General features: G+C 54.8%; 23 protein-coding genes and 1 tRNA gene. 9 read left to right on the top strand and 15 right to left on the bottom strand.

Features of this window, described 5'->3' with window-relative positions; genetic code table 11:
• Window position 1 precedes the first annotated feature (1 nt).
• From CKQ54_RS12295 to aroQ, 3 genes are read left to right on the top strand one after another with little or no spacing between them, the layout of a single operon-like run.
• On the top strand, window positions 2-1,264 hold the full coding sequence (locus CKQ54_RS12295) for a gallate dioxygenase (protein ID WP_120161850.1): 1,263 nt from the start codon (window positions 2-4) through the stop codon (window positions 1,262-1,264).
• Window positions 1,261-2,094, top strand: coding sequence for an amidohydrolase family protein (locus CKQ54_RS12290; protein ID WP_120161849.1), 834 nt, complete (start codon window positions 1,261-1,263; stop codon window positions 2,092-2,094). Before CKQ54_RS12295 ends, CKQ54_RS12290 begins: the two co-directional genes overlap by 4 nt.
• Before the next feature lie 14 nt (window positions 2,095-2,108).
• Complete coding sequence (aroQ, locus tag CKQ54_RS12285; protein ID WP_120161848.1) at window positions 2,109-2,549, top strand: type II 3-dehydroquinate dehydratase; 441 nt, start codon at window positions 2,109-2,111, stop codon at window positions 2,547-2,549.
• 272 nt (window positions 2,550-2,821) lie between these two features.
• Here the strand turns inward: aroQ and CKQ54_RS12280 are convergent, their stop codons facing one another.
• Complete coding sequence (locus CKQ54_RS12280; RefSeq protein WP_120161847.1) at window positions 2,822-4,039, bottom strand: LysR family transcriptional regulator; 1,218 nt, start codon at window positions 4,037-4,039, stop codon at window positions 2,822-2,824.
• Between the two features lie 275 nt (window positions 4,040-4,314).
• Here CKQ54_RS12280 and galB point away from each other — a divergent pair, with 275 nt between their 5' ends.
• Genes galB through CKQ54_RS12260 form a run of 4 tightly spaced genes read left to right on the top strand, consistent with a single transcriptional unit; the run spans window position 4,315 to window position 7,794 of the window.
• A complete protein-coding gene (galB, locus tag CKQ54_RS12275; protein WP_120161883.1) occupies window positions 4,315-5,061 on the top strand; it encodes a 4-oxalmesaconate hydratase in 747 nt (248 codons plus the stop codon).
• Window positions 5,058-5,783, top strand: a complete 726-nt coding sequence (locus CKQ54_RS12270; RefSeq protein WP_120161846.1) for a 4-carboxy-4-hydroxy-2-oxoadipate aldolase/oxaloacetate decarboxylase — start codon at window positions 5,058-5,060, stop codon at window positions 5,781-5,783. Before galB ends, CKQ54_RS12270 begins: the two co-directional genes overlap by 4 nt.
• A 9-nt stretch (window positions 5,784-5,792) precedes the next feature.
• On the top strand, window positions 5,793-6,917 hold the full coding sequence (locus CKQ54_RS12265; RefSeq protein ID WP_120161845.1) for a 4-oxalomesaconate tautomerase: 1,125 nt from the start codon (window positions 5,793-5,795) through the stop codon (window positions 6,915-6,917).
• Window positions 6,910-7,794 (top strand): NAD(P)-dependent oxidoreductase, encoded by an 885-nt coding sequence (locus tag CKQ54_RS12260; protein ID WP_120161844.1) that lies wholly within the window; start codon window positions 6,910-6,912, stop codon window positions 7,792-7,794. Before CKQ54_RS12265 ends, CKQ54_RS12260 begins: the two co-directional genes overlap by 8 nt.
• A 202-nt stretch (window positions 7,795-7,996) precedes the next feature.
• Here the strand turns inward: CKQ54_RS12260 and CKQ54_RS12255 are convergent, their stop codons facing one another.
• The 7 genes from CKQ54_RS12255 to CKQ54_RS12225 all read right to left on the bottom strand — a co-directional run bounded on the left by CKQ54_RS12255 (window position 7,997) and on the right by CKQ54_RS12225 (window position 15,166).
• Window positions 7,997-8,953 (bottom strand): oligopeptide/dipeptide ABC transporter ATP-binding protein, encoded by a 957-nt coding sequence (locus tag CKQ54_RS12255; protein WP_120161843.1) that lies wholly within the window; start codon window positions 8,951-8,953, stop codon window positions 7,997-7,999.
• Window positions 8,953-9,981: an ABC transporter ATP-binding protein gene (locus tag CKQ54_RS12250; RefSeq protein WP_120161842.1), complete on the bottom strand. Its 1,029-nt coding sequence runs from the start codon at window positions 9,979-9,981 to the stop codon at window positions 8,953-8,955. Before CKQ54_RS12250 ends, CKQ54_RS12255 begins: the two co-directional genes overlap by 1 nt.
• A gap of 1 nt (window position 9,982) precedes the next feature.
• Window positions 9,983-10,894: a D,D-dipeptide ABC transporter permease gene (gene ddpC / locus CKQ54_RS12245; RefSeq protein ID WP_120161841.1), complete on the bottom strand. Its 912-nt coding sequence runs from the start codon at window positions 10,892-10,894 to the stop codon at window positions 9,983-9,985.
• A gap of 3 nt (window positions 10,895-10,897) precedes the next feature.
• Entirely contained in the window at window positions 10,898-11,914 is a 1,017-nt protein-coding gene (locus CKQ54_RS12240) for an ABC transporter permease (protein WP_120161840.1), read from the bottom strand.
• 141 nt (window positions 11,915-12,055) lie between these two features.
• Window positions 12,056-13,636: an ABC transporter substrate-binding protein gene (locus tag CKQ54_RS12235; RefSeq protein ID WP_120161839.1), complete on the bottom strand. Its 1,581-nt coding sequence runs from the start codon at window positions 13,634-13,636 to the stop codon at window positions 12,056-12,058.
• A 47-nt stretch (window positions 13,637-13,683) separates the two neighbouring features.
• Window positions 13,684-14,265 carry a D-alanyl-D-alanine dipeptidase gene (gene ddpX / locus CKQ54_RS12230; protein WP_120161838.1) on the bottom strand — a complete coding sequence of 194 codons (582 nt, stop codon included), beginning with the start codon at window positions 14,263-14,265 and terminating at the stop codon, window positions 13,684-13,686.
• A 28-nt stretch (window positions 14,266-14,293) separates the two neighbouring features.
• Window positions 14,294-15,166 carry a MurR/RpiR family transcriptional regulator gene (locus CKQ54_RS12225; RefSeq protein WP_120161837.1) on the bottom strand — a complete coding sequence of 291 codons (873 nt, stop codon included), beginning with the start codon at window positions 15,164-15,166 and terminating at the stop codon, window positions 14,294-14,296.
• A 395-nt stretch (window positions 15,167-15,561) separates the two neighbouring features.
• Here CKQ54_RS12225 and CKQ54_RS12220 point away from each other — a divergent pair.
• A tRNA-Asn gene (locus CKQ54_RS12220) sits at window positions 15,562-15,637 on the top strand.
• An 86-nt stretch (window positions 15,638-15,723) separates the two neighbouring features.
• Here the strand turns inward: CKQ54_RS12220 and CKQ54_RS12215 are convergent.
• The 3 genes from CKQ54_RS12215 to CKQ54_RS12205 all read right to left on the bottom strand — a co-directional run bounded on the left by CKQ54_RS12215 (window position 15,724) and on the right by CKQ54_RS12205 (window position 16,768).
• On the bottom strand, window positions 15,724-16,026 hold the full coding sequence (locus tag CKQ54_RS12215) for a helix-turn-helix domain-containing protein (protein ID WP_120161836.1): 303 nt from the start codon (window positions 16,024-16,026) through the stop codon (window positions 15,724-15,726).
• The gene (locus CKQ54_RS12210; RefSeq protein WP_120161835.1) at window positions 16,026-16,385 is read right to left on the bottom strand and encodes a type II toxin-antitoxin system RelE/ParE family toxin; all 360 of its coding nucleotides are present in this window, start codon (window positions 16,383-16,385) and stop codon (window positions 16,026-16,028) included. Before CKQ54_RS12210 ends, CKQ54_RS12215 begins: the two co-directional genes overlap by 1 nt.
• A gap of 230 nt (window positions 16,386-16,615) precedes the next feature.
• Entirely contained in the window at window positions 16,616-16,768 is a 153-nt protein-coding gene (locus CKQ54_RS12205) for a Hok/Gef family protein (protein WP_112290661.1), read from the bottom strand.
• Window positions 16,769-17,113: 345 nt separating this feature from the next.
• Here CKQ54_RS12205 and CKQ54_RS12200 point away from each other — a divergent pair, with 345 nt between their 5' ends.
• Entirely contained in the window at window positions 17,114-18,427 is a 1,314-nt protein-coding gene (locus CKQ54_RS12200) for an NAD(P)/FAD-dependent oxidoreductase (RefSeq protein WP_120161834.1), read from the top strand.
• A 42-nt stretch (window positions 18,428-18,469) separates the two neighbouring features.
• Here the strand turns inward: CKQ54_RS12200 and CKQ54_RS12195 are convergent, their stop codons facing one another.
• The 4 genes from CKQ54_RS12195 to opgB form a co-directional block, all read right to left on the bottom strand.
• Entirely contained in the window at window positions 18,470-19,126 is a 657-nt protein-coding gene (locus tag CKQ54_RS12195; RefSeq protein WP_120161833.1) for a methionine ABC transporter permease, read from the bottom strand.
• Window positions 19,107-20,261 (bottom strand): methionine ABC transporter ATP-binding protein, encoded by a 1,155-nt coding sequence (locus CKQ54_RS12190; protein WP_120161832.1) that lies wholly within the window; start codon window positions 20,259-20,261, stop codon window positions 19,107-19,109. Before CKQ54_RS12190 ends, CKQ54_RS12195 begins: the two co-directional genes overlap by 20 nt.
• A gap of 11 nt (window positions 20,262-20,272) precedes the next feature.
• Window positions 20,273-21,115: a MetQ/NlpA family ABC transporter substrate-binding protein gene (locus CKQ54_RS12185; protein WP_120161831.1), complete on the bottom strand. Its 843-nt coding sequence runs from the start codon at window positions 21,113-21,115 to the stop codon at window positions 20,273-20,275.
• A gap of 246 nt (window positions 21,116-21,361) precedes the next feature.
• Window positions 21,362-23,674 carry a phosphatidylglycerol--membrane-oligosaccharide glycerophosphotransferase gene (gene opgB, locus CKQ54_RS12180; RefSeq protein WP_120161830.1) on the bottom strand — a complete coding sequence of 771 codons (2,313 nt, stop codon included), beginning with the start codon at window positions 23,672-23,674 and terminating at the stop codon, window positions 21,362-21,364.
• Between the last annotated feature and the right edge of the window lie 222 nt (window positions 23,675-23,896).

The following is a 23,896-nucleotide window of genomic DNA, read 5'->3' as shown; positions in this document are numbered from 1 at the left end:
GATGGCGAAAATCATAGGCGGTTTAGCAGTTTCACATACCCCGACCATCGGCTTTGCGGTTGACCATAACAAGCAGGAAGAAAGCGCCTGGGCGCCAATTTTCGAAAGCTTTGCACCGATGCAAAAATGGCTGGATGAGAAAAAACCGGACGTGCTGGTTTACATTTTCAACGACCACGTGACCTCGTTTTTCTTCGATCACTATTCCGCCTTTACGCTGGGTATCGACGAGCAGTATGAAGTGGCCGATGAAGGTGGCGGCCCGCGTGACCTGCCTGCGGTCAAAGGCCATGCGGCACTGTCGCAGCATATCGGGGCCAGCCTGATGGCGGACGAATTCGATATGTCTTTCTTCCAGGATAAACCTTTGGATCACGGTTTGTTCTCGCCGCTTTCCGCTCTTCTCCCGCATGAAGGCGGCTGGCCGACACAAATCGTTCCGCTGCAAATCGGCGTATTGCAGTTCCCTATTCCGACTGCCCGCCGCTGCTACAAACTCGGTCAGGCGCTGCGCCGTGCAATTGAAAGTTTCCCGGAAGATCTGAACGTAGCGATTGTCGCCACCGGCGGCGTGTCGCATCAGGTTCACGGCGAACGTTGCGGGTTTAACAATCCGGACTGGGATGAGCAGTTTATCGATATGATCGTCAACGACCCGGAACGTCTGACCGAAATGACGCTGGCAGAATTTGCCACGCTGGGCGGCATGGAAGGCGCGGAAGTCATTATGTGGCTGGTGATGCGCGGCGCGCTGTCGGCCAATGTGAAGAAACTGCATCAGGCCTATTACCTGCCGTCGATGACCGGCATCGCCACGCTGATCCTCGAAAATCAGTCACGTGAAGCGCCGTACGACGTGCAGCAGCGCCAGCGTGACAAAATCGCGCAGCAAATGGCGGGCGTCGAAAAACTGCCGGGCACCTATCCGTTCACTCAGGCGCGAAGCCTGAAAGCGCTGCGCATTAACCGGTTCCTGCACCGTCTGATCCAGCCTGCATGGCGCGAGCGTTTCCTTACCGATCAGAAGGCTATGTTTGCTGAAAACAAACTGACGGACGAGGAACAAAAGCTGCTGCGTGAACTCGACTGGCGCGGCATGATCCATTACGGCGTCAGCTTCTTCCTGCTGGAAAAACTCGGCGCGGTAGTCGGCGTCTCCAACTTACATATTTATTCCGCGATGCGTGGCGAAACGCTGGAAGAATTCCAGAAAACCCGCAATCAACAAGTTCTCTATTCAGTAGCAGGTAAAGCGAAAGCATGACGATTTTTGAGCAACCCAAGATCGACACACATCATCACGTGTTTGATCCGGCGCGCTTCCCGTACCTTCCGGACACGCCTTATCGTCCGGAAGGGCACGAGATTGGCACCACCGATTATTACCGCGCCGTGATGCAGGCGTATAACATCCGCCACTCGCTGATTGTCGGCCCGACGTCGGGTTACAACACTGACAGTACGTGTTTGCTGGATGCGCTGGAAAAGGGCAACGGCCGCTTCAAAGGTATCGCCGTCGTCCCGTTTGATATCAGCACTGAGCGGCTTGCCAGCCTGAAACAGGCCGGTGTGGTCGGCATTGCGATGAATGTTGCGATGCTCGGCACAGAGCCTTTTTTGCATCTCGGCAGCCTGATGGGGCGTCTTGCCGAACTGGATATGTTCGCTGCCATTCAGGTGCAAAACGATCAGCTTCTGGCATTGTTGCCGCTGATCAACCGCAGCAAAACGCGGCTGCTGATTGATCACTCCGGACGCCCTGACATCACGCAGGGCCTGCAACAACCGGCGTTTCAGGCACTTCTCGGCCTCGCTGACCAGCAAAGAACCTGGATAAAACTGTCGGGCCTGGCGAAATTCAGCCACCAACCCTTCCCTTATCAGGACGGGCACGCTTATCAGCATGCGCTGCTCAATGCGTTCGGCGCAGAACATTGCATGTGGGGTTCCGACTGGCCGTTTCTGCGGGCGGAGCACCGGATGGATCTCGGCACGCTGCTGATGCTGGTTGAACAATTATTCCCTGACGAAAAAATTCGTCAGCAGATTTTGTGGCAGACGCCGAAAGATTTGTTTGGATTTACGGATTACTGAAGAAAGGAAAGACCATGAATTACAAAATTGCCGTCTTTAACGGCCCGAATCTCAATCTGCTGGGCACCCGTGAACCGGAAACCTACGGCCACGACACGCTGGCGACCATCGAAAAGTTATGTCATCAGACCGGCGAAAGCTGCGGCGCAACCATCGAATTCTTCCAGACCAATCACGAAGGCGATCTGATTGACCGTATTCAGGCCTGCCGTGGAAAAGTAGATGCGATTGTGCTGAACGCCGCTGCGTGGACGCACACCTCCGTCGCCATCCGCGATGCCGTGACCGCCGTCAGCCTGCCGCTGTATGAAGTGCATATCACCAACGTGCATAAACGCGACGCCTTCCGCCATCACTCATTTCTTTCCGATGTTTCCGTCGGTGTGATCTGCGGGTTCGGTATTCAGGGCTACGAATACGCGATCAGACAGGCAGTGGTGAATTTGAATAAGTGATTAACACCCTCAACTGCGCAGGGGATGGAGCAAAGGCAAAAGCCCGAAGTATGGCACAATCGGCTCCCTCCCCAGCGAAGGGGAGGGTTGGGGTGGGGTATTACAGCAAAATCAAGAGGTTGACCTTTTCGCAGGCAGTGGTTTTGTCATTAAAACCCCCTCCCCGCCTCCCCCTTCGCAGGGGGAGGCGCTAAAGCAAAAGCCCAAAGCGTGGCTCAATCGACTCCCTCCCGGTGAAGAAGAGGAGTAAAGGCAAAATCCGGCGTAGTGGATTACTGAGCACAAACCTTCCGGATTTCTGCCACCAGTGCTTGTGCCGCCGGTGACAGCAAACTCCCGGCGCGGAATGTCAGGCCGATAGCGCGGTGCGTATCGGCCAGATCCAGCGGCAATTTGACCAGTTCACCGGACTCAAGCTCGTGCTCCAGCTGGCGGGCGGACACCGCTGCCAGCATGTCAGAACCCAGCAACAGCCCGCGTACAATTCCCAGATCACCGCTTTCAACCACCGGGTCGGGCGGCGGCATATTCATGGCGGCAAAACTGTTGTCCAGCAGGCGTCGGGCGGGCGTTTCAGCGCGGGGCAATACCCAGCGGGCCTCGCGCAACTGCGCCTGCGTCACTGCGCCGCTCAGCAACGGATGTCCCTTTCTTGCCAGTATCACCATGCTTTCGGTGAACAGGGTTTCGGTCGCCATATCCGCCGCGTAATCACTGGAGCGCAGCGCGCCAAAAATGAAATCCACTTCGCCGGAACGCAGTTCCGATGCCAGTGCGCTGAACGCACTTTCGTTGGTCACCACTTTTACGCCACTGTAGCGCTGCGTCAGACCGATAATCGCCTGCGGCAGTAACCGCGTGCGCCCGAGTGGCAACGCCCCGACCTGCACCGTACCTTCCAGCACACCGCGGCGGGCGGCAATATCAGCGGGAATGTGCCGCAGTTCGTTGAGCGCGCGGCGCAGGTTCGGCACGATATCCTGCCCGGCCAGCGACGGCATCATACCGTGCGGCGTGCGTTCGAGCAGCGCCAGACCGGCGCCGTTTTCCAGCACTTTCAGGGCGGCACTGACCGCGGGCTGGCTGAGACCAAGCAACGTCGCGACCGTCTGCATATGCCGCGTCTTGCACAGCGAGATAAAAATTTGTAAACGCCGGACGTTAAACAGATACAGCGGTTCGGTATCACCGCGCCTTTGCCCGCTTTTGCCCTGTAATTTCGCCAGTTGCGAGGGGATCTGATGCAGCTCGGCAATCGCCCTCCGCGCACGTGGCAGCACGCATTTACCGAAATCGGTCAGCAACATGCCGTTGGCATGACGTTCAAACAGCGGGACGTCGAGCGCCTGTTCCAGATCGCGGATCGCCCGCGTGACCGCTGACTGCGTGCGGTAAAGTTCATCGGCCGCGCGGGATACGCTTCCCTGATCGACAACCTGACAAAATGCCCGTATTTGCATCAGGTTACTCAGCATCTCAGACTCTGCCATCCCCTTCTCCTGTCAGTTTCTTTCAGTGACATCCCTCAGCACTATAACCTAAATAATTCACGTTACGGGAAGGCGGCAAGCGAGAGCACCCGATGAGCTTACATAAGTAAGTGATTCGGGAGATTGAGCGCAGCCAACGCATCCGCAATGTGAAGTATGACGGTTATATAAATAAAATGCATACCTCCTGCGCTCAAATGAATTACCCGTCACGTGCGCAGGCTGACAGCATGGAACTCAGACATTTTGAGAACAATAAAACCAAGGACACCCTCATGACTCAGCCAAAAAAAGATGATTCTAAAAGTGCATTAGTCGTCAGCGCCCACTCCGCCGATTTCGTCTGGCGTGCGGGCGGTGCCATCGCCAAACATACCCAGGCCGGTTATGCCGTCCACATCGTTTGTCTGTCTTTCGGCGAGCGCGGTGAATCCGCCAAACTGTGGCGTAAAGGCAACATGACGGAAGACATCGTGAAAGCGTCGCGTCGCGAAGAAGCCATGGCGGCCGCTGAAATTCTCGGTGCCACCGTTGAGTTTTTCGATATGGGCGATTATCCGCTGCGTGCCGATAAAGAATCGCTGTTCCGCCTGGCCGATGTTTACCGCCGCGTGCAGCCGCATTTCGTGCTGACCCATTCGCTGAAAGATCCGTACAACTACGATCATCCGATGGCGACACATCTGGCGCAGGAAGCGCGGATTATCGCGCAGGCCGAAGGCTATAAACCGGGTGAAACCATCGTCGGCGCGCCGCCGGTTTACTGTTTTGAACCACATCAGCCGGAACAGTGCGACTGGAAACCCGATGTTCTGCTCGATATCACCGACGTCTGGGACAAGAAATATCAGGCTATCCAGTGCATGGCCGGTCAGGAACATTTGTGGGAGTACTACACCCGCGTCGCCCAGCAGCGCGGCGTGCAGGCCAAACGAAATGTCGGGATCACCAGCGCCAAAAACATCGTTTACGGCGAAGGCTATCAGAGCATCTTCCCGCGCGTGACGGAGGATTTAGCATGAGTCTGGTCGGCAAAAAAGGCGTCGTGGTTCGCCATATTCCACGGGCAAATAAAGCGGACGTGACTGCTCTCGCAGCCTTTGGCGTCGCCACCGTACATGAAGCGCAAGGTCGCAAGGGTTTGCTGGAGGCAGGCATTCGTCCGATTCAACAGGATTGTGCGATTTCAGGCAGCGCGGTCACCGTGCTGACCGCGCCGGGCGATAACTGGATGTTCCACGTCGCCGTCGAACAATGTCAGCCGGGCGATATTCTGGTTGTGGCGCCAACTTCACCCTGTTGCGACGGCTTCTTCGGCGATTTATTGGCAACGTCGCTGAAAGCACGTGGCGTTGTCGGACTGGTTGCCGATCTCGGCGTGCGTGATACCAAAACTTTGCGCGATATGGGATTCCGCGTCTGGTCGCGTGCGGTTCATGCACAGGGCACCATCAAGGAAACGCTCGGCTCCGTGAACGTGCCGGTGGTCTGTGCGGGACAGCTGGTGTATCCGGGCGATGCCATCGTGGCCGATGATGACGGCGTGGTGGTCGTTCGCCGCGAAGAGGTCGCGCAAGTGGCGCAGGCCAGCCGTGAGCGTGAAGCGCTGGAAGAAAGTAAACGCGCAAGAATGGCAGACGGCGAACTCGGGCTGGATATCTACAATATGCGCCCGCGTCTGGCAGAAAAAGGCCTGAAGTATTTCGATTCCACCGAAGAATTAGAGCAAGCCGAAAAGCGCTGAGGAGCCGATATGCCGCAGACCCGAATTCCCTGCCTGCTGATGCGCGGCGGCACGTCCAAAGGCGCATTCTTTCTGGCGGATGATTTACCGGCAGACCAGACTTTACGCGATAACGTGCTGCTGGCGGTGATGGGTTCACCCGATCCTCGCCAGATTGACGGTCTCGGCGGCGCAGATCCGCTGACCAGCAAAGTGGCCATTGTCCGCCCTTCGGCGCGACCTGATGCCGACGTCGATTACCTTTTTGCGCAGGTGAATGTTGATAAAGCGGTGGTAGATTACGGTCAAAACTGCGGCAATATTCTGGCCGCCGTCGGCCCGTTCGCCCTCGAACGCCAGCTGGTCAGCGCGATCGAAGGGATGACCCCGGTGCGGATCTTCATGGAAAATACCGGCCAGATTGCGACCGCTCATGTGCCTGTAGAAGACGGTCAGGTTTGCTATCAGGGTGATTTGCGCATTGACGGCGTACCGGGCACTGCGGCCAAAATCAGCGTGGAATTTGCCGATATCGCCGGTTCCAGTTGCGGCACACTGCTGCCGACGGGTAACGCCCGCGACACATTCGACGGTATCGACGTTACCTGTATCGACAACGGCATGCCGGTTATTCTGCTGCGTGCCGCCGATTTCGGGCGCAGTGGTTATGAGACCCGCGAACAGCTGGATGCTGATACAGAACTGAAAAAAAGCCTCGAGTCGATCCGTTTACAGGCGGGCCCGAAAATGAATCTCGGCGATGTCTCGCAGCGTACCGTGCCGAAAATGACCCTGATTGCCGAACCGCGAAACGGTGGTGCTATCTCCAGCCGTACGTTTATCCCACACCGATGTCACGCGTCAATTGGCGTTCTCGGCGCGGTCAGCGTCGCCAGCGCCTGCCTGATCCCCGGCAGCATTACCGAAGGGCTGGCACATGCGCCATCAGGCAACACGCCGTTAATCAGCGTGGAACATCCGACCGGCGAATTCAGCGTGGAATTACAACTCGACCCGACAAAAACCGGTGCAGAGCGCCTGAAAGGTTGCGCACTGTTACGCACCGCCCGCCTGATTTTTGAAGGCCGCGTCGCGATCCCTGCCAGCATCTGGGACGGCAATCAGGACAATCATCAGGAATCCCATCATGAATAACGTGACCCGCATTACCTTAATTGGCCTTGGCGAAGTCGGCACTATTCTGGCAACGGACCTGAAAAAGCAACATCCGGCGCTGGACGTTGCGGCGTTTGATAAGCAGACCGATTCCCCCGTTATCCGTCAGCGAGCCCGTGACGCGGGAGTGAGCTTTGCGCTGTCTGTCGAAGACGCCGTGAAAAACAGTCAGATCATATTTTCAGCCGTGACCGCCGCCGAAGCGCTGAAAGTGGCCGGTGCCGTCGCCCGGCACCTCGCCCCCGGACAGTTCTTTCTCGATCTGAATTCCGTTTCACCCCACACCAAACGCGAGGCGATGGCGCTGATTGAACAGGCAGGCGGCAATTATATCGACGTCGCTGTGATGGCGCCCTATCCGCCCGCACGCCTGAAAACCCCGCTGCTGCTTGGTGGCACGCATGTTTACGCCATCAGCGAATGGCTGAATGAAACCGGATTTAACAGCAACGTTCACAGCAACACCGTCGGAGAAGCCTCGGCGATCAAAATGTGCCGCAGCGTGATGATCAAAGGTCTGGAAGCGCTGACCGCCGAATGCCTGAGTGCCGCGCGCCAGTACGGCGTCGAACAAGAAGTACTGGCTTCGCTGCATGCCAGTTTCCCCTCACTCGGCTGGAACGCGCAGTTTCCGCACTATCTCATCAGCCGGATTGCGGAACATGGCAAACGCCGCGCCGAGGAAATGCGTGAAGTGGTGAAAACGCTCGAAGATGTCGGCGTCGCACCGAATATGAGCTCCGGTACGGTGCTGGCCCAACAGTGGATGGTGGATGCGCTGGGCTCGAAAGGGATCAGGTATACGGATCTGGAGCCGTTTGACTGGGGGAAAACAGTGGATCTTTTACGAAAATAAGTTGTCCCTTTCTCACCTGACCGGAGGAAAAAACCGGTCAACTCCCTCCCCTGCGAAGGGGAGGGTTGGGGTGGGGTATTACAGAGAAATCATAGCGTTGAAGTTTGCTTTGGCACGTTTTTACCCGGCGGATACTTCAACAATTGTTTCGCCATTAATACCCCCTCCCCGCCTCCCCCTTCGCAGGGGGAGGAGCTAGAAACTACACCCGCTCCGGCATAACCCGATGACACCTCGCTACCACCCCACCTGCCCCGCAGACAAGCTCCTGCGGCATCTGACAGCCGTCACCGGCCAGCGGACAGCGTTCGCGAAAATAACAGCCCATCGGCAGATTACGGTTACTGGGAAGCTCGCCCTTTTTATCAACGATCCCCTCATCCAGAGCGCGTCCGGCACGGGGAACCGAATCGAGCAGCAACCGGGTGTACGGATGCTGCGGCTCGGACAGCACTTTTTCCGCCGCGCCCAGTTCAACTATTTGCCCCAGATACATCACGGCCACGCGGTCACTCATGTGGCGCACAACGGACACGTTATGGGAAATCAGCACGTAGGTCAGATTACGCTGGCGTTGCAGTTCAACCAGCAGATTGAGAATTTGCGCCTGCACTGAAATATCCAGCGCTGACGTCGGTTCATCCAGCACGATGATGTCTGGTTCGGAAGACAGCGCGCGGGCAATGGAAATACGCTGACGCTGGCCGCCGGAAAATTCATGCGGAAGACGGTCGAGGTATTCTTTGCGAATACCCACCTGTTCCGCCAATGTGACAGCCAGTTCACGACGTTCGCGGCTGCTGTTGTGTTTCTGCACATATACCGGCTCAGTGATGATTCGCCAGACCGGCAGGCGCGGATCAAGCGACGATTGTGGATCCTGAAATACCATCTGCATACCGGAACCAAACCAGGAATTATCATGGCGGGCACGGTGAATTTCTCCGCTGCTCGGTTTTTGTAATCCCATCAGCAATTGTGCCAGCGTGCTTTTTCCGCAACCGGATTCGCCAACAATCCCTAACGTCTCGCCGCGGATAATATTGAGATCAAGCCCGTTCAGCGCATGGACATAACCGGTAGGTTTACCGCGCCAGTTATAACTGGCCGGGAACCGCACGCGCACATCCTGCAACTCGACCAATGCTTCAGCAATCATCAGGAATGCTCCTCAATGCGTTGAATGTTGATTTCAGCGGCATGACGCTGCGGATGCCAGCAGGCGACGGACTGCAGCGGAAACTGAGTCAGCGGTGACAACACAGGTGTTATCAGACAACGCTCGTCTGCGTGATTGCAGCGCCCGCGAAATGCACAGCCTTGCGGCAGTTTTGCCAGATTCGGCACCGTGCCGGGAATGGCTTTCAGCAGGCTACGTGGCTCACCATTCTCCGGCGCGGCCTGCAATAAGCCGATGGAATACGGATGCGACGGCGTGTCGATCACGTCAGCCGTGTTGCCGCTTTCAATCACATGCCCGGCGTACATCACATAAACACGGTCGCAAAGCTGCGACACCACCGCCATATCATGGGTGATGAATAACACGGCGGTACCACTGGCGCGGGCCTTACGCTGAAGCAAGCGTAATACCTGACGCTGCACGGTAACGTCCAGTGCGGTCGTCGGTTCGTCGGCGATGATCAGTTCCGGCTCGCAGGAAAAAGCCATTGCGATTAATACCCGCTGGCGCATCCCGCCGGAAAGCTCGAACGGATAGCGCGACATCACCTGTTCTGCATCGGCAATCTGCATGTCATCAAGCAGCCCGATGGCTTTTTGCCATGCCTGCGCCTTGCTGAGTTTCTGATGCAGGCAGATGACTTCGCACATCTGACGGCCAATTTTGCGTGTCGGGTTCAGGGCATTCATTGGCTCCTGAAAAATCATCGCCACGCGAGCGCCACGTAAGGCGCGCATCTGTTCTTCACTGGCATGAACCACATCGGTGCCGAGCATGTGTAACGCGCCGCCCGTGACAGTGAAGCCATCGGGTGGCAGCAGGCGCATCGCCATCATCGCCGTGACCGATTTGCCTGAGCCGGATTCGCCCACCACGCCGACGATTTCGCCGGCGTTCACAGACAGCGAAACCTGATTCAGTGCGCTGACTTCGCCGCCGTACACCGGAAAGACCAGTTGCAGATTGTCGATTTTCAGTACCGGCGCCTGGGTTTGTTCAGTCATTTCAGCGCCCTCTGCTTTTAGGATCCAGCAGGTCGCGCAGACCATCGCCGAACAGGTTAAAACCGGTGGCCGTGATCAGTATCGCCACGCCCGGAAACGCCGAATACCACCACTGGTCGAGAATATAATTGCGGCCATTAGACACCATCGCGCCCCATTCTGCGGTCGGTTGTTGCGCGCCAAGGCCGATGAAGCCGAGCGTCGCGGCCATCAGAATCGAGGTACCGATATCCAGAGAAGCCTGCACTACTAACGGCGGCATTACGTTTCGTAAAACGTGCCAGGTAATCAGATGCCAGCGCGATGCGCCGAACGTCCGCGTGGCCTGCATATACGCCTGATGCCGTAACATCAGCGTCTGCCCGCGCGCCAGCCGCACATAAAAAGGAATACGCACCACGGCGATTGCCAGCATGGCGTTAAATAAACTCGGCCCGAGCGCGGCAGCCAGTGCCATCGTTAAGACCAGTGACGGTACCGACAGCATGATGTCCATGCAGCGCATGATCAGCGCGTCCACCACGCCGCCGACCACGCCGGAGAAACAACCGAGCAGCGAGCCAGTCGTGCCCGCGATAATGACCACCGCCAGCCCTGCGGCCACCGACTGCTGGCTGCCAATCAGGACGCGGCTGAACAGGTCCCTTCCGACTTCATCAGTACCAAACCAGTGCAGCGCGGAAGGCGCCTGCAACCGGTCGGTGAGGCTGATGGCATTCGGGTCATGCGGCACCAGCCACGGCGAAAAAATCATGATAAACAACACGATCAACATGATCGCCAGCCCAAGCATGGTCAGCGGACTGCGGCTCAGTAAATGGAATGTGCGCCGCCAGTTGGCGAAACGCGGTTTGATGTCCGGTGCCACAATCTCGGCACGATGGTTATTGATGCCCGGTTCAATCACTGACATGCCTCACCCCTCACGGCCAATGCGCGGATCGATCCACACATACAGTAAATCCACACATAAATTGACGATGACGTACGCGAACGACACCACCACCGCAAAGCCCATCACCGCCGGGAAATCCAGCGCCTGAATCGAGTTCACCACGTACGCGCCCATGCCCGGCCAGGCAAATACGGTTTCGGTCAGTACCGCGCCGTAGAGTAAATCACCCATCGCCAGCCCGAGCACGGTGACCGACGGGATCAGCGCATTCGGCAACGCGTGGCTCAGGATCACACGCCAGCGGGAAAGCCCGTTAGCGCGTGCCGTGCGGATGTAGTCTTCGCTCAGTTGCTCAAGCATCGCCGAGCGAATTTGCCGCGCCACGATACCCATGTGGACAAACGCCAGCGTCAGCGCAGGCATCGCCAGATGTTGCAGACTGTTCCAGAACGCATCCCAGTTACCGGTCAGCAGGGAATCGAGGACATAAAAACCGGTGATATTGGCCGGCGGATCCATCCAGTCATCCAGCCTTCCGCCGCCCGGCAGCAGGTTCAGATGACCGTAGAACAGGATGATAACGCCCAGCCCCAGCCAGAATGCAGGCGTGGATATCCCCAGCACGGAAAGCAAACGCACAAGATGATCCGGGAATTTATTGCGATACACCGCAGATAACACGCCAAGCGGAATACCGAGCACAATCGCCAGAAACAGCGCACTGACCGCCAGTTCAAGCGTCGCCGGGAAGAACGCTTTCAGGTCTTCCAGCACCGGACGACCGGTACGGATAGACGTGCCTAAATCGCCGTGCAGCAAATCACTGACGTAGCGGAAAAACTGCACGTACAGCGGCTGATTCAGCCCCAGTTGCTCACGGATATGTTCGACCATTTCATTGCTTGCACGGTCGCCCGCCAGCAGGCGCGCCGGGTCACCCGGGATCATATGCGAGATGATAAAAGTGATTACGCAAACGCCCGCCATCACCAAAATCAAACCCCAGCATCTTTGTCGAATCAGAGTCCAAAAAGTCATCCTACCCCCCAGCCAATCCCCTAAATAATCCGGCCTGCAGGAAGGCGGCAAGCTCACAAGTCCCCGGGAGCATGGATATACCCTGTGACCGGGGCGAATGAGCGCAGCCAACGCATCTGCAGTTCGAAGTATGACGGGGATTTATTTTTTACTCATTTGTGAAACGTTAAACACCTGCTCCAGCATCGGGTTGAAAACAAAGCCTTTAACGTCTTTGTTCATCGCCACCTGATAGTTTTTCTGGAACAGGTAAACGTATGCCGCTTCATCAATGACGATTTTCTGCGCCTGCTGGTAGTAGTCAGTGCGCTGTTTCTGATCCGTGACTAACACAGCTTTTTTCAGCAATGCATCCACATCAGGGTTGGAGTAGAAGGAACGGTTACCCGGCAGGCCTTTTTTGTCGGACTCAAACCAGTAGTTCATAAACATGTACGGGTCGGCGAAATCCGGGCTCCAGTTACCAATCGAAATATCGTAATCGCCCTGCCCGATACGATCTCGCATGGTGGCGTTAGCCAGCTTTTCCAGCTTCACGTTAATACCGGCCTGACCGAGGCTGGCCTGCACGGCAAGCGCGATGGATTCCCAGTTCGGATCGTTGTCGGAATACAGGAAGTCCAGCGTTTGTGGCTTGTCTTTGACTTTCTCAAGGTCAGTTTTAGCCTGCGTCAGATCTAAGGTGTATTGCTTCGCTGTCGGGTCGAAGCCCCACATACCCTCAGGGATTGGCCCGCGCATTTGCTTAGCATTACCGCCGAGAATGCCTTTCACCATGCCCTGATAATCCACGGCAGAAGAAATTGCGCGGCGTAAATCCACCTGATTCAGCGGCGCTTTGGCGTTATTGAGATACAAATAGGTCACGCGCAATGAAGGGAATTCTTCAACCGCGACTTTGTCTTCTTTCTTCAGCGCAGCTAGCTGGTCCATCGGCAGGGAATCGGCGATATCCAGATCCCCGCGCGACAGTTGCAGGCGGCGGGTAGCACTTTCACCGATAATTTTCACGGTCACACGTTTGAACGCCGGTTTCGTGCCGTTGTAATGCGGATTCGGCACCAGCACCAGTTGCTGACCTTTCTGCCAGCGATCGAGTTTATAAGGGCCGGAGCCGGCAGTATGACCCGCCAGCCACACCTTGCCTTCATCACCAGGATTGGCTTTGGCAATTGCCGGATTCACGATGCCTGCGCCGTCATTTGCCAGCGTATAGAGGAATGGCGCGAACGGCGTTTTCAGCGTAAAGGTCACCGTCATCGGATCGACCACCGTAACCGTCATGTCTTTCGGGAAAGCTTCCGACGGCCCCTGACCGATCTTCATCAGACGCTCGAACGACCATTTCACCGCGTCAGCATTGACGTCGGAACCGTCATCAAATTTAGCGCCCGGTTTGAGTTTGAACGTCCAGACCAGTTGGTCCGGTGACGATGTCCAGCTCGCCGCCAGATCCCCTTCCACCTGCGTCGAGCCTTTGCCGTCTTCGGTTTTATACTGCACCAGGCGCTGATACGCCGGATACGTGACTGTCCAGTCGTTGTTGTCGATAGTCACCGCAGGATCCAGCGTTTGCGGATCCGCCGCTTTACCAATCACCAGCATGTCTTTTGGCACGGCAGCCTGCGCGGCAAAGCTTAAGCCTGACAAGGCGAGAAAAATGGCACCGGCGACCTGTGTTTTCGTATTTTTGCGGAACGTGTTGATTGCTGTGTTGCTCATCGGAGAACTCCTGGCTCTGTCAAAAAGTGATAAGAGACGTGCAATAATTACGCGGCATTCACCGGCGGATAACAGCCGAACCGCTCTTCCAACAACGGATACGTTTTGGCATCCGGTAATTCAAAGTGCCACCACTCGCTGGTGATCCCCTTAAAGCCGCCCGCTGCCATGACGGCGTTGAGCAACAGACGGTTACGCTGAATTTGCGGCGGTAAATCGGGATAAAACGGGTGCGAAACTTCAGTCATTTCATCAAAGTCCGCGCCCATATTCACCACGTCACCCTGCTCATCCAGCAAGGTCAGATCCACCGCCACACCGCGGCTGTGGTGCGAACCGAGTTTGATATCCACGACATAATCCGGATTGGGAAACGCCGCCCACAAACAGGCCTGCGCCGCCTGTGGCCGGTAAGCGTCATAGATTTTAAACGTGAATCCGGCCAGCTTCGCTACGTCGTTACAACGCCTCAGCGCGGCGGCCGCATCGGGATGTAACAGGCAGCGGGATTCGCGATAAATCGGCTGACCGGTCAGGTTATCGGCAGTGGCGTATTTCAGGTCGATCACCGCATCGGGCAGAATTTCAGCCAGATCGACCAGGGCAACATCAGGTGTTTTCGTATTCATCAATAAATCTTTCCGCTGGGTTAGAAGTTCAGGATTCAAATTGTCCAAGCTGTTTTTGCAGGATCCGGTTGCTGGCCAGACGCTGTTCCACCTCATTGCCGCGCAGTTCGAGCACCGCGGAACACAGCAGATTGAACAGGCAGCTTAGCGGCGCCATCGAATCCCAGAACTGGCCTGTATCTGTTTTCACCTGCAACAAATCCACCGGATAATCGCGCGCCCACGGACAATAAATGTCGGTGATCAGCGCCACGTTCAGCCCGCGTTCGCAGGCCGCTTCGCAATAGGTTTGTGCCATCTTCGAATACGCGCGGGTATCGGTGACCACCAGATACGGCTGTGCGAATTCTGAATTCAGGGATTCGACGTAGGTGCCCGAAAGTCCGTCAGCGAAATACACTTTTGGCCGTAAATACTCGAGATAGCTGGAAAAGTTATTCGCGATACCCCGCACCGACTGAATGCCGAGAATAAACACTGCCTCCGCATCGGCCAGACGGCGGCTGACCAGGGCAAAACTGTCCGTCTGCGCCAGCTGGTACACGTGATTAATGGCTTCCAGCTCGAGCGCCAGTGACTGTTGCAGCTTTTCCTGTTGCGGCTGTTTACTGCGTTCGCGATACGCGCCAAGACGATCGGTGACCACCCACGGCTGATAAGAGGTGCCGCTTTGCAGACGCAACGTTTGCTTGAAATGATCCAGATTGCGATAACCGAGGCTGCGCAGATAACGCCCGACAGAAATCCCGCTGGTCGCCGCGCTTCGCGCAATGCTGTCCGCAGTTTCAAAAGGGATCTGCGACAGATTGGCCAGCAAATAACTGGCAATGCGTTTACCCGTTGGTGTCTGCACGGCGAACGAAGCTTCAAGTTGCTCGATCACATCCTGCGCTGGCTGCATCGGTTAATCCTTTGTTGTTTTATTGTCAAAAAACTAGCTGCTGTTAGCAAAATAACAATGCACGGGGTGTGCCAGTTTCCAAAAATGAGTGAAATTTGTGCAGCAGATCTGAATTTATGACGTTTTTATGGCGGGTATCTGGCAAAAAACGTGCAGAAGTTCGGCCAGAATCAAACTTGTCGATAACGGCTGCACAACAATCAGGCAACTTGTGTTTGCTTTTAGTGCAATCCGTCAGTGAAATGGCACGGAGAGGGGAATAACTGGCAGAGGTTTTCATCACTTTGTGTTAATACTCAACAAGTTGAATATTAAGACAGCAGTTGGGCAACTTTTTGCGTTAACCCTTTGACATGCTTCGGGGCAGTCGCTATTATTCGCCCCGTTCAAACGATTCCTCTGTAGTTCAGTCGGTAGAACGGCGGACTGTTAATCCGTATGTCACTGGTTCGAGTCCAGTCAGAGGAGCCAAATTAGAAAAGCCCGCTTAAGGAAACTTAAGCGGGCTTTTTGCTTTCTGATTGCATGCCCGAAACGGTTAGCGTAATACCCCGCCCTTACATAGCAAATCCGAAATGGCTGCCGTCCGGCAGATCGATTTCCAAACGTAGCTTGCCACCAGCCGCTTCTACATACCGCTTCAACGTCGATAATTTCAGGTCACGGCCCGGCTTTTCTATACCCGCAACCGTCGGCTGTTTAATGCCCAACGTTTCAGCCATCTCACATTGTGTTTTGTTCATTCTTTCACGCAGTTCGGCCAGCTCAATAGTAATCAAAATATCGGCGGCCATTGCCTGTGCCTGCGCGGCGACCTCAGGTTTTACCGATGCCAGTAACTGTTCAAGGGTTCTGCTCATTAAGGTAATTCCTTTTCTATTATCGTATTCAGGTGCCGGGAAAATTCATTATCGGCAACCGGTATCATGACATCATAAAATCGTTTTTCATTTCCGGCTTTGTGTCCAGCGCAAAGCAATATACCTCTGCGTAAAGGGTCAAAAGCAAAAAACGCCCAGATGGGTTCGCCTTTACTCTGTATACGCAGTTCTTTCATATTACGATGACAGGAGTTATTCACTGTATCCGCGTAAGGCCTGGATAATGCAGGGCCTTTGTCTTTTAAGACGATCGCCAAAGCCAGTACACTCGCCTGCTCAACATCATCGAGACCATCAAACCAGCCATCAAATCTTTCTGTCGTATTAATTATCCACACAGCGACTCCTTGTCGATTATAGGTTAAATGCTATATAGGTCAAATGCTATAATCGAAAAGTACTGCCCGGAGGGTATCGTCACAAGGCGGAAGGTATAAATACGGAAGACGTCTTCCAGAAATTCGAGCGATGAAGACAAAATTCGGACGGAGAAGATAATAAGAATGGGTGCCTGAGGCCAACATGCTTCGTCAACAACCAAAAAGGTGGGGCGAACCCCACCTTACGGTTAGCTCTTAATTTCGTAGCTTAAGACTGCCGCAATCTCTGTCATACCCTGTTTGATATGTAACTCGCAGAGCGAATCACGCACCATCCAGGTCCAGGCCAGCAATGTGAAACAAACCACGATGAGTCCGTGTAACACAAGCTTTCGCGACATCTTGCCCTCCGTTGCATTTCTGCTTTTAAGAGGCTATCCTGCAGTTGCTTAGACGTGCAGGGATAGCCCCGGGTTGATTGAAAAATCCCCTGGGGCTTTCGTCTTATTACGCCTTGAACAACTATTATTTCTTTCTGCTCAAGCCAAATAAGCCTCAAGCACCCGCACGCATTCTAGCAGCTCCCGCTGTACAAAATCCCATCAACCTGGCTGCACTTTGTCCTAATTTAAACCAGAATCCCCCCCTGCGCTTTCTGCAATATATCCTTATCATCAATCCGCATTAGACATCTAAACGGCTATCCCTTAGGATCGCACCACCCGGGATAACGACCTCACATAACGATGAAAATTAAACATTTACCTCTTGATCAAAATATTAATGGCTGGGCGGCACTGCGCGGGAACATACCCCGTCATCCTGCTTTACGTGGCGCAGTGACGGCTGACTGGCTGGTGATCGGCGCTGGTTTCGCCGGACTGGCGTTTGCACGTCGTATCGCAGAGCTTCGTCCGCATGAGCAAGTCGTGGTGCTTGAGGCGCTGGACGTCGCCGATAACGCCTCGGCGCGCAATTCAGGCTTTGTGATTGATTTACCGCATACCGTCGGCAGCACATCGGCTGAGCTGGAACACGCCAATGCGTACCGGCGTCTGTTGCAGTACGGTCTGCATCATCTGAAAGAGACCGTCGATACGCATGATATTGCGTGCGACTGGCTGAATTCGGGGAAATACCATTGCGCCGTCAGCGAGCAGTTTGACGGTGAAATCACGCATTATCAGCAGGAACTCACTACGCTCGGCGAAAGCTTTGAGCTGCTGGACAGAGCCGCACTACGCCAGCGTCTGGGAACAGATTTCTACCGCAGCGCGGTGTACACGCCCAACTGTATTCTGGTGAATCCGGCTGCGCTGATCAGCGGTCTGGTGGCAACGCTGCCCCCGAACGTCACGGTTTATGCTAACTCGCCCGCGTTGCAGATTGACACACAGGGCAGTATCCGCGCAGAAACGCCGCATGGCGAAGTGCGCGCGGGTAAACTGATGCTGGCGATCAACGGTGCGGCACGCGGGTTACCCTTGTTCAAAGGCAACGTTTTTGCCATGTCGACCTTTGCCACATTGACCGAACCGCTCACGCCGGAACAACGCGCACGTATTGGCGATATAGCGCCGTGGGGCTCGACACCGGTGAATGCGCTGGCGGGCGCAACGTTGCGTTATACCGCTGACCACCGTTTCCTGATCCGCGAACACGTTAACTTTACGCCGGGTCTGGTGACCAGTGCGGTCGAAACTGGCCGTCATGCTCGCCGCCATCAGGAATTATTTGCCCGCATTTATCCGCAGTTGCAGGACGTCAATATGGCCTACACCTGGTCGGGGCTGATCAGTATTACGCGTAACGGCGCGCCGGTTTGGGGGAATATTGGACCGAACGTGTATTCGTCGGCGGGCTGCAATGGCTCGGGTAGTTCCAAGCAAAGCGCGTTCGGGCGATTGCTGGCAGAGTATGCGCTGGGAGAAGATAATCCGCTGCTGGCCGATATGCAGGGCATCGGGCGCGCCAGTTATCTGCCGCCGCGCCCGTTCCTGGATGCCGGAGTGAAAGGCTTTATGGCGCGTGAACGCTGGCGCTCACACACTGAAATGTAAACCCAGAACCTGCCGGTCGCCATACGCTGACGACCGGCTTTGTTAATGACGCTTATCCACGCGCGCCACAACGCGATCTCCCAGCCACTGAATGCCACACACCATCACAATAAGAACGACGATCACTTCAATCATCACTACCGTTTCAAACCGCTGATAGCCGTAACGGATTGCCAGGTCGCCCAGTCCGCCAGCGCCGATAGCTCCCGCCATCGCCGAAGCACCAATCAGCGCCACCAGCGTGACGACAAATCCGGACAATATCCCCGGCAACGCTTCAGGGATCAGCACATCCCAGACAATACGCAATTTGCTGGCTCCCATCGCGCGAACCGCGTCAATCAGACCGCGATCGACATCCCGCAACGAAACTTCAGCCACACGGGCGAAATACGGCGTTGCCGTGATCGACAACGGCACAATCGCCGCCCAGGTACCGAGAGACGTACCGACCAGAAAACGGGTAACCGGGATCAGTGCTACCAGCAAAATGATAAATGGCAGCGAACGGAATCCGTTAATGACCAGCCCGAGCGAGCGGTTAACCCAGCGATTTTCGGCAATTCCGCCGGGACTGCTCATCACCAGAATCAGACCCAGCGGCAAACCGGCGATCAGCGAAAACAGCCCGGAAATTGCGGTCATCAATAACGTTTCTTCGATGGCGTTAATCAGCAAATCAATCATTACCGGAGACATAACCTGTCAGCTCCACAGTGGCCTGGTGCTGTTGCAGCCAGTCTAAAACAACCTGCTCAGACGCCGAATCGTTCGCCGGCACTGAGAAGAAGAAACGCACGACGGCGTAATGCTGGATATGATCGACACCGCCCTGAATCAGCCGGAATTTGCCCGGTAAAGCGGTCGCCATCTGCGTGAGGATTTCGCCCTGCCTGCCCTGTTCGGCATACTGAACGCTGTAAATCGCCTCGCCCTGACGTACCGGTGACAAGCGTTCGGCCAGCGCTTCCGGCAGTTGTGGCAGCAAACCCTGCAACAACGTTCGGGTCAGCGGGGATTGCGGATGCGCAAACACCTGCCACACCGGCCCTTCCTCGATAATTTCGCCGACATTAATCACTGCCACGCGATGCGCGATTTTTTTGATCACTTCCATCTCATGTGTGATCAGCAAAATGGTGATACCGAGTTTCTGATTAAGCGATTGCAGCAGTGCCAGAATCGAACGTGTCGTTTCAGGATCCAGCGCCGACGTCGCTTCATCGCAGAGCAAAAGCGCCGGATTGGCCGCCAGCGCACGGGCTATACCGACACGCTGTTTCTGCCCGCCGGATAAAGCCGCCGGATAGTTTTTAGCTTTGTCCTCCAGCCCCACCAGCGCCAGCAATTCGGCGACGCGCGCCTGACGCCGTGCCTTATCGTATCCGGCAATTTTCAGCGGCAGCGCGACGTTTTGCTCAACGGTTTTGGCTGAGAGCAAATTAAAGTGCTGAAATACCATTCCGACGCGACTGCGCACAGCCTGCAAGGCTTTTTCGCTGAGGCCGGTAATCGGACGCCCTTCGATTTCAATCACGCCTTCATCAGGCTGCTCGAGGCCGTTAAGGCAGCGGATCAGCGTCGATTTACCCGCTCCGCTTCGTCCGATAATGCCGAGGATTTCGCCCCGCCGGACCGTCAGCGAAACCTCTTTCAGCGCCTGCGTCGTACCAAACTGGCGGCTGACGCGGTGCAGACGGACGACATTCTCCGTGCCTGTGTGCGCCACGTCCCTGCCGGTATCTGTGAACAGCCCGGCGTTCACCGGGCGGGCATCGTGGTTATCTGAAGGCGTCGCGGTGAATTGCACGCCAGTTTCAGAGAGGATCGTCATGCTTTACATCCTTACCAGGCCGTCACGCCGGTGCCTTTATAAACCTTATCAAACTCCTGTTTGACGGCATCATTCTGGTAAGCACTGACCAGCGTTTTCACCCATGGCGCATTAACATTTTCTGTCTTCACCGCGATGAAGTTATTGTAAGGGTTGCCTTTTACCGGCTCCTGCGCGATACGGTCCGCAGGCGTCAGGCCACTTTTCAGCGCCCAGTCGGTGTTGACGATTGCCGCATCCAAATCAGGTACGGAACGGCCAATAATGCCGGAATCCAGCTCTTTGATGACCACGTGGCGCGGGTTCTCAGTGATGTCCGCGGTTGTCGCGAAAATACCGGCACCGGGTTTGAGCTTAATGACGCCAGATTGCTGGAGCAGGATCAGGCCGCGCGCTTCGTTCGACGGATCGTTCGGCACACCAATCACCGAGCCTTCTTTCAGTTCGTCGGCTGATTTTACTTTTTTGGAATATAAACCGATTGGCCACACGGCGGTGTCGCCCACGCGCACGATATTGTAGTGATTTACTTTGATCTGATTGTCGAGGAAAGGCTGATGCTGGAAGGCGTTGGCATCCACTTCCCCGTTTTGCAGCGCTTCGTTCGGCTGATTGTAATCATTGAATATAACTGGTTTGACGGTCAGCCCTTTCGCTGCCGCCTGTTTAACCACTTCGCGCCAGACATCTTCATCTTCCCCGCTGATAATGCCGACTTTAATGGTCGTTTTGTCGGCGGCATGTGCTGCGCTCAGCGGCGCCAGAACGCTGGCGGAAAAAATGGCGGCTGAAGTCGCGGCCAGCAAAAATGCACGGTTAATACGGGTCTTCGAGTTGTTAAATGTCTTGCGCATAGAGTATCCCCAAAAGTGTGATGAGAGGCCTGCACACGGCTGTGTTTCAGTGCAGGAATTTGGCGAGTATACCCATCGGCTTATTTCTTTATAATATTGTTTTAGCGATAGTTATTCTGAAAATGAATAACTAAAATGGGATAGTAAATCGATAAAAAAGCTTTAGACGCAAGGACTGAATATTGGCAATAAAAAACCCGCCGAGGCGGGTTTTCATGTTCAGCAGAAAGGCATCACAAGCGCGTTTTAAGATTGCGGCTCTTCTACCGGCTGAACTTCCAGAGACACCATCCCGATGCCCAGTTTACGTGGCTGGAAGCCGCCGCTGGTGCCTTCGGTGGGCTCGGTCGGTGCCGGTGGCGTGATGACAATACTCTGCGCCGCTTCAGGATTAGTAAACTGCACTTTCACGATGCCGTCCTGATCGCCGAAGGTGACAAACTGTTCCTGATCGCCCACGCGGACGGAGACCGGTTTATCAATGTTATTGCCGTAAGCACGTGCGCGGATCACCACGTCAAATGTGGTTGGCAGCGGTTTGACGTAATCGATTTTCACCGAAGGTGCCAGATTAGCATCCGACCAGCGTCCCCAGTTTTCTACTGTCGAAACACCGGTGATCGCTTTCACCTGCTCAGGTAAGCCCGGCACCATAAAGGCAATGGACGGAGACTGGTATCGCGTCGCTTCATCATCAATATTCAGGGTTTTCAGCGTTTGCTGATAAATGGCATTGCTGCCCGACGTGTCTTTTGCGAAATCGACTTTCCCTTTAAAGGTAGCACCGGTGACCTGCACGATAGACGGCTTCGCTCCGAGGTTACCGGACGCCACGCACAGACCGGTGTTCAGCGACAACTCCGGTGCCCAGACGCGCCCCATTTCGTAACATTTATCCACCCAGACAAAGTTGTCACTGGTCGCCAGCCCCGCCAGTTGTTTTTTCAGCGGCGTGGAAAGATAAACGTCAAACATGGGTTCAATTTTGTCGCCGGTGACCTTCAGGATAAACGGCGTTTTGATGGTCATGCCGGAGAATGTGAAGGTATTGTCTTTAGTGTTCACTGCGTAATTTTTAATGCTGTTCGGGAAGCCCCACTGTTTGATAACCGCCGGTTTCCAGGCATTCACTTTGTCATCAATGTTGAGGAACTGCGCGGTCATCGAGGTGGCCGAAATACCGCTGCGCCCGAGGCCGATAAAATTATCACCGCCCATGATATCGAGCACGGTAGCGCCGTTATCCAGCGTGCTGCGTTTCGCCGCATTCTGATCGCCAGCTGCCGGATGACGTCCGTCCATCACGAAGAACAGGTCTTTACGGTTCTGTTTAGTGAGAATGTTATACGCGGTATTGTTCATCGCCAGATGATCGGATGACACGACAATGATGGTGTTATCGTAATAACCGGATTTTTTAATTTTATCGATAAAGGCCGCAATCAGTTCCTGACTACAGGAAACCGCGCTCAATGACTGGTTAGCCTTACCGTTCACTTTATATTCATTGCGGGTACAACCGCGCGAAATAAAGCCGTCCGGATGGTGAGTATCGACGGTCAGCGTAAACAGCGAGAAAGGCTTACCTTCCTTGCTCAGCGTCACGAATTTTTTGTAAACCTCTTCCAGCAACGTATCGTCATACCAGCCCCAGTCATTTTTATAAGACGGGTCAGCGACGGTCGGACGCAATTCGTTGTAACCATAAAGATGATCGAAGCCGTGAGATTTCAGGAAGGTGCCTTTACCGGCAAACGCCAGTTCTGCGCCCTGATAGAAATAGTTAGTGTATCCCGCGCCTTTCAGCACATCACCAATACAGACGTTTTCGGGATAGAAGGTCGCCAGCGCGCTCGAGGCATTGCCATCGAAAGGCGCAAAAAGTGGTATACCACATTGTGAAGCGACCATGCCAGCGATGGTATAACCGGTACCCGGCACCTGTTTAGTATTCGTAAAATCAATACTTTGTGCTTTATGCTGGCTTAATTCAGTCGTCAGCCCGGGGAACACTTTGTCGTCAAAATAGGTCCGTTCGAGGCTTTCGCCATAGATGTAAACCAGATTTGGTTTTTTCGCGCCTTTAACGATTTTTTCCGGCACTTTGTAATAAGTATCGAAATCGGCGCCATGACCGGAGATCTGCGTTTTCACCAGGCGGGAGATATTCTGGAATGCCTGAGTTGAACCGACTGAGAACACGGCAAGCACTACGGCCAGCACGCTGTACATGACGCTGCTGTTTTTGGCCCGGCGCTGTTTGAGCCCCCATGCCAGTAATGCGAAAACAGCAATCAGTCCGGTCAGTAAGCCAATGAATGGCAGGATATATTTATTCAGCCCTGCGCCCTTCAGGCTGCTGGTGACGGTATATAAGACCGCATCGGTGATACCTTCACCCGTGAAGTAATTGCTGCCAATCAGAATGACATTCAGGATGACGTAGAGGCCGAGGAAAAACAGCACCAGCGAAAACCAGACGCGGCTGGCCGACGCCCTTGTGACGTACAGGAAAATTGAGGAAAGAAATAAAATAAATGAAATTATCTCAGAAGCCATTTCAGCACCCTGTCTGATTAAAACAATAAACTCTGCGACCCTTCTCTGCCGTTTTACGGGCAGCGCCGACGGTTCAACTCATCGAGCGAATGACTGATTTGTCATTCACTTCATCCTTGAGACAGGAAAATGTCATGCCAAAAACGGATAGCGCTATATAGCCTGTTGCCCCTGAGAGGGTCAACGCCTTAACACTGCGTCAGGTCACTGATTTGTCCTAAA

This window comes from Rahnella variigena (genome assembly GCF_003610915.1).
In the GTDB taxonomy this organism is placed as follows: Bacteria; Pseudomonadota; Gammaproteobacteria; order Enterobacterales; family Enterobacteriaceae; genus Rahnella; species Rahnella variigena.
This window is presented reverse-complemented; position numbering and strand designations above follow the sequence as displayed.

What these genes read in the sequence shown, in the direction of transcription:
- CKQ54_RS12295 (WP_120161850.1), top strand. Translation starts at nt 2, where the DNA reads ATGGCGAAAATCATAGGCGGTTTAGCAGTTTCACATACCCCGACCATC.
- CKQ54_RS12270 (WP_120161846.1), top strand. Translation starts at nt 5,058, where the DNA reads ATGAGTCTGGTCGGCAAAAAAGGCGTCGTGGTTCGCCATATTCCACGG.
- CKQ54_RS12185 (WP_120161831.1), bottom strand. Translation starts at nt 21,115, where the DNA reads ATGCGCAAGACATTTAACAACTCGAAGACCCGTATTAACCGTGCATTT.
- CKQ54_RS12195 (WP_120161833.1), bottom strand. Translation starts at nt 19,126, where the DNA reads ATGTCTCCGGTAATGATTGATTTGCTGATTAACGCCATCGAAGAAACG.
- CKQ54_RS12260 (WP_120161844.1), top strand. Translation starts at nt 6,910, where the DNA reads ATGAATAACGTGACCCGCATTACCTTAATTGGCCTTGGCGAAGTCGGC.
- ddpX (WP_120161838.1), bottom strand. Translation starts at nt 14,265, where the DNA reads ATGAATACGAAAACACCTGATGTTGCCCTGGTCGATCTGGCTGAAATT.
- CKQ54_RS12235 (WP_120161839.1), bottom strand. Translation starts at nt 13,636, where the DNA reads ATGAGCAACACAGCAATCAACACGTTCCGCAAAAATACGAAAACACAG.
- CKQ54_RS12280 (WP_120161847.1), bottom strand. Translation starts at nt 4,039, where the DNA reads ATGGCAGAGTCTGAGATGCTGAGTAACCTGATGCAAATACGGGCATTT.
- CKQ54_RS12255 (WP_120161843.1), bottom strand. Translation starts at nt 8,953, where the DNA reads ATGATTGCTGAAGCATTGGTCGAGTTGCAGGATGTGCGCGTGCGGTTC.
- CKQ54_RS12290 (WP_120161849.1), top strand. Translation starts at nt 1,261, where the DNA reads ATGACGATTTTTGAGCAACCCAAGATCGACACACATCATCACGTGTTT.
- CKQ54_RS12200 (WP_120161834.1), top strand. Translation starts at nt 17,114, where the DNA reads ATGAAAATTAAACATTTACCTCTTGATCAAAATATTAATGGCTGGGCG.
- CKQ54_RS12250 (WP_120161842.1), bottom strand. Translation starts at nt 9,981, where the DNA reads ATGACTGAACAAACCCAGGCGCCGGTACTGAAAATCGACAATCTGCAA.
- galB (WP_120161883.1), top strand. Translation starts at nt 4,315, where the DNA reads ATGACTCAGCCAAAAAAAGATGATTCTAAAAGTGCATTAGTCGTCAGC.
- CKQ54_RS12215 (WP_120161836.1), bottom strand. Translation starts at nt 16,026, where the DNA reads ATGAGCAGAACCCTTGAACAGTTACTGGCATCGGTAAAACCTGAGGTC.
- CKQ54_RS12190 (WP_120161832.1), bottom strand. Translation starts at nt 20,261, where the DNA reads ATGACGATCCTCTCTGAAACTGGCGTGCAATTCACCGCGACGCCTTCA.
- ddpC (WP_120161841.1), bottom strand. Translation starts at nt 10,894, where the DNA reads ATGTCAGTGATTGAACCGGGCATCAATAACCATCGTGCCGAGATTGTG.
- aroQ (WP_120161848.1), top strand. Translation starts at nt 2,109, where the DNA reads ATGAATTACAAAATTGCCGTCTTTAACGGCCCGAATCTCAATCTGCTG.
- opgB (WP_120161830.1), bottom strand. Translation starts at nt 23,674, where the DNA reads ATGGCTTCTGAGATAATTTCATTTATTTTATTTCTTTCCTCAATTTTC.
- CKQ54_RS12225 (WP_120161837.1), bottom strand. Translation starts at nt 15,166, where the DNA reads ATGCAGCCAGCGCAGGATGTGATCGAGCAACTTGAAGCTTCGTTCGCC.
- CKQ54_RS12205 (WP_112290661.1), bottom strand. Translation starts at nt 16,768, where the DNA reads ATGTCGCGAAAGCTTGTGTTACACGGACTCATCGTGGTTTGTTTCACA.
- CKQ54_RS12240 (WP_120161840.1), bottom strand. Translation starts at nt 11,914, where the DNA reads ATGACTTTTTGGACTCTGATTCGACAAAGATGCTGGGGTTTGATTTTG.
- CKQ54_RS12265 (WP_120161845.1), top strand. Translation starts at nt 5,793, where the DNA reads ATGCCGCAGACCCGAATTCCCTGCCTGCTGATGCGCGGCGGCACGTCC.